Below are 6,911 nucleotides of genomic sequence, written 5' to 3' on the forward strand. Positions count from 1 at the left end.
GCGTGGGGCGGGCGGAGGGGGCCGGCTCGTCGGCCGGCGCCGCTTCCGGGCCGGCGGCCGCCACGGCGTCGGGCCGGCCGGGCCCGCCCGGCGCGGTCGACTCGCCGTCACCCGTGCACCGGACCCCCACCGTCACCAGGACGACCGTGAGCAGGGCCGTCCTGGTGAGACGGTAGGCGCGGGTCCGGTACCAGGGCCTGCGTCTGCGCCTACGCGGCGCCATTGGGCCGACGGCGGTTCATCCGGAAGTACGCGACAGCGCCGACCGCCACCAGGCCGACGGCCCCCGCGGCGGTGACCGGCGCGAACGCGGCCGCGGTGTCGACGAGACCGCCGCCGCCCGCGTGCACACCGCCCTTGGGGCCGCCGGCCTCGTTGTGACCCCAGCCTCCGCCCTGCTGGTCCTCGATCTGGTCGCCCGCCCGGCGCTCGCCGTCGCGCTTGCCGTCGTGGCAGTTGACGCGGAAGACCTTCTCCTTGGGGGCGCCCGCCACGATCCAGGTGAGCTTGTACTGACCGTCCGCCACCCCCAGCGGGTCGGTGTGCCCGGCGCCCCCGGCGAGCTGGATGGTGCCGGCGACGGTGGCGGCGGTGGGCAGCGGGGGCTGGGGCGTGATGGTGTACGCGATGGTCGTGAGGACGTCGAAGTTGACGGCGTCCAGGTAGAACTTGCAGACCCGGGGATCATCCTTCGAGACGCCGAAAGGCACGCCCACGTGATGGATCCGGATGTCGCCGTTCTCGCCCGCGGCGGACGCGGTCGGCGCGGCCACCCATGACGCGCCGGCCGCGGCGAGGGCGGTGAGGACGACCGTGGCGCCCGCTCGGACGCGGAAGGTACGTGGGAGTGTCAGGGTGGGCATGCGCGCTCCTCCGATTCAGACGATTTCCATACAAATCGCTCTTTCGGCAGCACTCTCCTTCATGCGCGCGACGGTCGGCCGCATCGGTGCCCGGCGCGCCGTCAGATATCGCTCGTGCGGCGCAATCCCCGGCGTTCCGGCCGCTTCCCGGTGGCCGGCCCGGCCCCTCCGGACCGTCCGGGCGACCGCAGAGCCACCCCCGCCGACAACAGCAGCAACGTCCCGAGCATCACGAACGGCGCGGCCACGCCCACGAGTCCCGCGACCAGGCCCGCGGTGGCCGGTGCGGCGACCTGGCCGAGGCGGTTGCCGGTCAGCCGCAGGGCGAGGGCGGTGGAGCGGGCGCCCTCCGGGGCGGCCTGGACGACCGTCGTCATGGACAGCGGCTGCCCCACGCCGAGGCAGAAGCCGAGCACCGTGAGCATGACGGCCAGCGCCCACACCGGGACCGGCAGCGCGATGCCCGCACACAGCAGCGCCGCCAGCAGACACGTCACGGTGAGGAGCAACGCCCGCCCCAGCAGCCGCAGCAGGGGCGTCAGCACCAGACGGCAGGCGATCGTGGCCGCCGCGCGCAGGCTCAGCAGCACGCCGATCACCGAGGGGGCGATGCCCCGGTGCTCGCCGACCACCGGGAGGTACGCGGTGAGGATGTCCGTCGCGGACAGCACGGACAGGCTCACGAAGATGCCCCCGGGGACACCGCGGGACCGCAGGATGCGCCCGACCGGCACCCGGTCGCCTTGCCCGGTACGGGACTTGGCCGCCGTGTCGCGGTGCTCGATGCGCCACAGCGAGGTGAACGCGATCGCCGCCCCGGCGCCCGAGACGAGCAGCGCGAGCGCACTCGTGCCCGCCATGTCCGGGCCGCCGATCAGCGCGCCCGCCGCGACCGGGCCGACCAGTTGGCCGAGGGAGGCGCCGATGGTGAAGTGGCCGAAGTTGCGGTCCTGTTCATGCGGGGCGGACTGACGGGCGACGAGGGACTGCGCGCCGATGACGAAGCAGAGGTGGCCGAGGCCCATCACCCCGCTCCAGACGGCCATGGCCCACAGGGAGTCCGCGAGGCCGCTGAGCGCGCAGCCGCCGGATATCAGCACCACGCCGACCGGCAGCAGCGGCGCGCACCGCCCGTGGTCCGTACGACGGCCGAGCGGTACGGCGGCGAACAGGGGCAGCAGCGCGTACACACCGGCGATGACGCCGATCGCGCGCTCGTCCGCGCCCAGCGCGAGGGCCCGGTAGGAGACGGCGGGCCGGGCCATCGACACCGCCCCCTGCGCGAAGCTGAAGGCGATGACGAGGCGGAGCAGCCAGCCGCGGTTCCCACCGGGCGCCATGGTCTTGTCCTCCTGGACGTACAGAAGCGGATCAGATGATTCCGAAGAGGATTCCGGCCCCGAGGATCAACAGGCATGTGAGGGCTGCCCACTTGACGACGAACCTGGTGTGGTCGCCGAACTCCACCTTGGCCATGCCGACCAGGACGTACACGGCCGGGACGAGCGGGCTCGACATGTGCAGCGGCTGGCCGACGAGCGAGGCGCGGGCCATCTCCAGCGGCGAGACGCCGTGCGCCGCGCCGGCCTCGGCGAGGACCGGCAGGACACCGAAGTAGAAGCCGTCGTTGGACATGAAGTAGGTGAGCGGCAGGCTCAGGACGCCGGTGACCAGGGCCATGTGCGGGCCCATGCCCTCGGGGATGACGTCCACCATCCAGCGGGCCATGTGGTCGACCATGCCGGTGCCCTGGAGGACGCCGGTGAAGACGGCGGCGGCGAAGACCATGCCGGAGACGTTGAGGACGTTGTCGGCGTGGGCGGCGAGACGGGCCTTCTGGTCGGGGATGTGCGGGAAGTTCACGGTGAGCGCGAGCGCGGCGCCGAGCAGGAACAGCACCGGGATCGGCAGCCACTCCATGATCATGGAGGTGAGCAGGGTGGCCGTGAGCAGCGCGTTGAACCAGTACAGCTTGGGACGCAGGGTGGGCCGGCTGGGGTCCAGGACCTGGAAGCGCTCGGCGTCGCCCTCCTCGGGGATGTCGGTGCCGGAGCCCGCGCCGCCCGTGGCCACGGGCGCCTTGCTGTCGGCGGAACCGGAACCGGAACCGGCGCCGGAACCCGCGCCGACCAGGACCGTCTCGGCCTCCGCCGGCTCCAGGACCTCCTCCAGCGTGAGCGTGCCGAGCCGCTTGCGCTCGCGCATGCCGAGGACGTACGAGAGGACGAAGACGCCCAGCAGGCCGACGGCGAGGGCCGGGATCATCGGGACGAAGATGTCGCTGGCGTCGAGCTTCAGCGCGGTGGCCGCACGGGCCGTCGGACCGCCCCAGGGCAGCGTGTTCATCACGCCGTTGGCCATCGCGGCGACCCCGGTCATCACGACCAGGCTCATCTTCAGGCGCTTGTACAGCGGGTACATCGCCGAGACGGTGATCATGAAGGTGGTCGAGCCGTCGCCGTCCAGCGAGACGATCGCGGCGAGGATCGCCGTACCGACGACGATCCGCATCGGGTCGGCCTTCGCGAACTTCAGGATGCCGCGCACGACCGGGTCGAAGAGGCCGACGTCGATCATCACACCGAAGTAGACGATCGCGAACATGAGCATCGCCGCGGTGGGGGCGAGGCTGGTGACGCCTTCGATGACGTAGTCACCGAGCTTGGCGCCCTTCCCGACGAAGACGCAGAACAGGGCCGGGATCAGTACGAGCGCCGCGATCGGCGACATCTTCTTCATCATGATCAGGACCAGGAAGGTCGCGATCATGGCGAAGCCGAGGATGGTCAGCATGAGTGGATACCTAACGTTCGCCCTTGAACTCCCACCGGAGTCGGCAGTGCGATGACGTTAGGACCCGTCAAGTGGCGTTAACAAGACGTTGACATGCGAGCAATAAGCGCAAAACTGCTGGTCACAGCTTTGCACTGCTCACAGCGTCGCCACGGCGGCCAGTTTCACCGGTACGCCGTTGAGGACCGCGTTGCCCGACAGGGGGTCGAGCAGGCTGCCGTCGAGGAGCTGGTTGACGTTGACGCCGGGGTTCTCGGCGGCGTGGCCGAGCCGGGTGCCGGGGCGGTCGTGGCCCCAGCCGTGCGGCAGGCTGACCACGCCGGGGCGCACGCCGTCGGTGACCTCGGCCTCGGTGACCACTTCTCCCCCGGCGCCCTTGATCCGCACCGGGGAGCCGTCCTTCAGACCCAGCCGCTCGGCGTCCTCGGGGTGGATGTGCAGGGTGCAGCGGTTGCTGCCGCCGGTGAGGGCGGGGACGTTGTGCATCCAGCTGTTGTTGGAGCGCAGATGCCTGCGGCCGACGAGGACCAGCCCGTCGGGCTTGTGGCGCAGCGCCTCGCGCAGCCTGGGCAGGTCGTCCGCGATCGGGGGCGGCAGCAGTTCCACCTTGCCGCTCCTGGTCTTCAGCGGCTGCGGGAGCCGGGACTTGAGCGGCCCGAGGTCGATGCCGTGCGGATGCGCGAGCAGCCTGGTCAGGCTCAGCCCGTCCGGTCGTACGCCGAAGCCGTCGCCGTAGGGGCCGAGGCGCAGCATCATGTCGAGCCGCCGCTCGGGGCCGGTCTCGCCCTCCAGGAGGGCCGCCAGCTCGTGCGGCTCGCGGCCGTGCACGGGCGAGTGGGCCTCCTTGACCGCCTTGCCGAGGGTCTGGCCGATGACGAGGTCGTCCACGGCGGACGGGTCGGCGCCGTGCATGCCGGTCGCGGCGAGGACCAGCCGGGCGAGGATCTCGGTCTCCGCCATCCGGCCGGGCTCCAACGGGACGGCGGGGCGGGTGTAGCGGACCTGGTTGCGCACGGCGAGGGTGTTGAAGGCGAAGTCGTGGTGCGGGCTCTGCGAGGGCGGGGGCGGCGGCAGCACGACGTGGGCGTGGCGCGAGGTCTCGTTCAGGTACGGGTCCACGCTGACCATGAAGTCGAGTGAGCCGAGGGCCTTGTCGAGCCGGTCGCCGTCCGGGGCCGAGAGCACGGGGTTGGCGGCGACGACGACGAGCGCCCGGATCGGCTCGCCCTCCTCGGTCGCGGTGTCGATCTCCTCGGCGAGCGCGGACAGCGGCAACTCTCCCTTGGCCTCGGGGTGCCGGCTCACCCGGGAGTGCCAGCGGCCGAGCGCGAAGCCGTGACCGGGGCCCGCGGGCCGGGGCGTCCGGTCGGTGGCCGCCTGGGGGAAGAGCGCGCCACCGGGCCGGTCGAGGTTGCCGGTGAGGATGTTGAGGACGTCGACGAGCCAGCTCGCGAGGGTGCCATGCGGCACGGTGCAGCTGCCGATGCGGCCGTAGACGGCGGCGGTGGGGGCGGCGGCGAGTTCGCGGGCGAGGGTGCGGATGGTGCCGGCGTCGACGTCACAGGTGCCGGCGACGGCCTCCGGGGTGAAGTCCCCCATGGCCGCCCGGAGTTCCTCGACCCCTTGCAGATGCGGGGCCGACTCCCCCGTGTCCACGAGTCCTTCCTCGAAGAGGACGTGCGCCATCGCCGCGAGCAGCAGGGCGTCGGTGCCGGGCCGGACGGCGATGTGCCGGTCGGCGAGCTTGGCGGTGCGGGTGCGGCGGGGGTCGATGACGGTGAGGGTGCCGCCGCGGGCCTTGAGTGCCTTGAGCCTGCCGGGGAAGTCGGGGGCGGTGCACAGACTGCCGTTGGACTCCAGGGGGTTGGCGCCGATGAGGAGCAGGTGGTCGGTGCGGTCGAGGTCGGGCACAGGGATGGCATTGGCGTCGCCGTACAGCAGTCCGCTGGAGACGTGCTTGGGCATCTGGTCGACCGTGGAGGCGGTGAAGACGCTGCGGGTGCCGAGGCCGGCGAGCAGCACCGGCGGGTAGAGGGCACCGGCCATGGTGTGGACGTTGGGGTTGCCGAGGACGACACCGACGGAGTTCGCCCCGTGCCGGTCGACGACGGTCCGGATCCCGGCGGCGACCGCGTCGAAGGCCTCCTCCCAGGTGGCCTCGCGCAGTTCTCCGTCCCGTCGCACGAAAGGGGTGCGCAGTCGGTCGGGGTCGCCGTCGACGGCCCCGAAGGCGGCGCCCTTCGGGCAGATGAACCCCTTGCTGAACACGTCGTCGCGGTCGCCTCGGGCGCCGGTGACCCTGGTCCCCTCGACGGTGAGCGTCAGACCACAGGTGGCCTCGCACAGGGGGCAGATACGCAGAGCGGTGCGGGACACGGGTCCTCCCGGGGCAGCGGTGCCTGTCCGGGCGAGCATACCGACCGGTACGGATGGAGGGGAGGGGGTTTCGGGAGCGGGCTCAGTCCAGGACCCGCGCGAGATAGGCGCGCAGCAGCTCCCGGGTCTCCTGGATGATCCGCTCGTCGCCCTCCGGGGCCATCCGGAAGGCCAGGTGGACCAGGGTGTCGGCGGTCTCCACGGCGATGAGGAAGGTGCGCCGCAGGTCGTCGTCCGGTTCGCGGGAGAGGTAGCCGGAGAGGAGCTCGGTGAGACGGTCGGCGACGCGGTGGTTGGGTTCGGCGTGCCGGGCGCCGACGGGGATCTGGTTGCCGAAGTCGACGAGGGAGAAGCCGGGCGCGGTGCGCTTCATGGCGAGGTACTCGTCGAGGACGACGTCCATCGCCGTGCGCCAGCCTCCGTCCTGGCCCGACTCCTTGAGCCGGTCGGTGACGCCGGCCGTGAAGCGCTCCAGGTTGCGCTGGGCGAGGGCGTCGGCCATCTGCCGCTTGTTGCCGAAGAAGCGGTAGACCGAGCCGATGGGCACGCCGGCGCGCTGGGCGACGGCACGGGTGCTGAGGGCGTCGTAGCCGACCTCGTCGAGCAGGTCGGCGCAGGCGTCGAGGATTCTGGTCAGCCGTTCGGCACTGCGCCGCTGCACGGGGGCGCGGCGGAGCGAGGTCGCTTGGGGCACGGGCTTCATGATGCCTTTCCGCCGTCGTCCGGTGAACCCTGCCACCAGGTACGGGCCGGGGAGCCAACGTCACTCACCGCCCACCACCGATGCTGCCGCGAACCGCGTTTCCGGGGTTCGGGGGTCGCGCTGGTGTGGGCCTGCGTGGGCGACGCGGCTTGCGGACGGGTTCGGTGAGCCGGGAG

At 72.1% G+C, this 6,911-nt stretch carries 5 protein-coding genes and 1 pseudogene; all 6 read right to left on the reverse strand.

The annotated features are described in order from the left end of the window. Window positions 1-223, reverse strand: a pseudogene (locus AOJ26_RS44705) (class F sortase); the annotation flags it as partial. Continuing rightward, the gene (locus AOJ26_RS36560) at window positions 210-863 is read right to left on the reverse strand and encodes a hypothetical protein (protein WP_053852662.1); all 654 of its coding nucleotides are present in this window, start codon (window positions 861-863) and stop codon (window positions 210-212) included. The gene AOJ26_RS36560 and the pseudogene AOJ26_RS44705, both read right to left, overlap by 14 nt. A 101-nt stretch (window positions 864-964) precedes the next feature. Beyond that, on the reverse strand, window positions 965-2,203 hold the full coding sequence (locus AOJ26_RS36565; RefSeq protein WP_053852663.1) for an MFS transporter: 1,239 nt from the start codon (window positions 2,201-2,203) through the stop codon (window positions 965-967). Between the two features lie 31 nt (window positions 2,204-2,234). Next, window positions 2,235-3,656, reverse strand: a complete 1,422-nt coding sequence (locus tag AOJ26_RS36570) for a CitMHS family transporter (RefSeq protein ID WP_053852664.1) — start codon at window positions 3,654-3,656, stop codon at window positions 2,235-2,237. 138 nt (window positions 3,657-3,794) lie between these two features. Then, window positions 3,795-6,032 carry a molybdopterin oxidoreductase family protein gene (locus AOJ26_RS36575; protein WP_053852665.1) on the reverse strand — a complete coding sequence of 746 codons (2,238 nt, stop codon included), beginning with the start codon at window positions 6,030-6,032 and terminating at the stop codon, window positions 3,795-3,797. A gap of 82 nt (window positions 6,033-6,114) precedes the next feature. Next, window positions 6,115-6,735: a TetR/AcrR family transcriptional regulator gene (locus AOJ26_RS36580; RefSeq protein WP_053852666.1), complete on the reverse strand. Its 621-nt coding sequence runs from the start codon at window positions 6,733-6,735 to the stop codon at window positions 6,115-6,117. Between the last annotated feature and the right edge of the window lie 176 nt (window positions 6,736-6,911).

It is taken from the genome of Streptomyces sp. NRRL B-24085 (genome assembly GCF_001282115.1).
Taxonomy (GTDB): domain Bacteria; phylum Actinomycetota; class Actinomycetes; order Streptomycetales; family Streptomycetaceae; genus Streptomyces.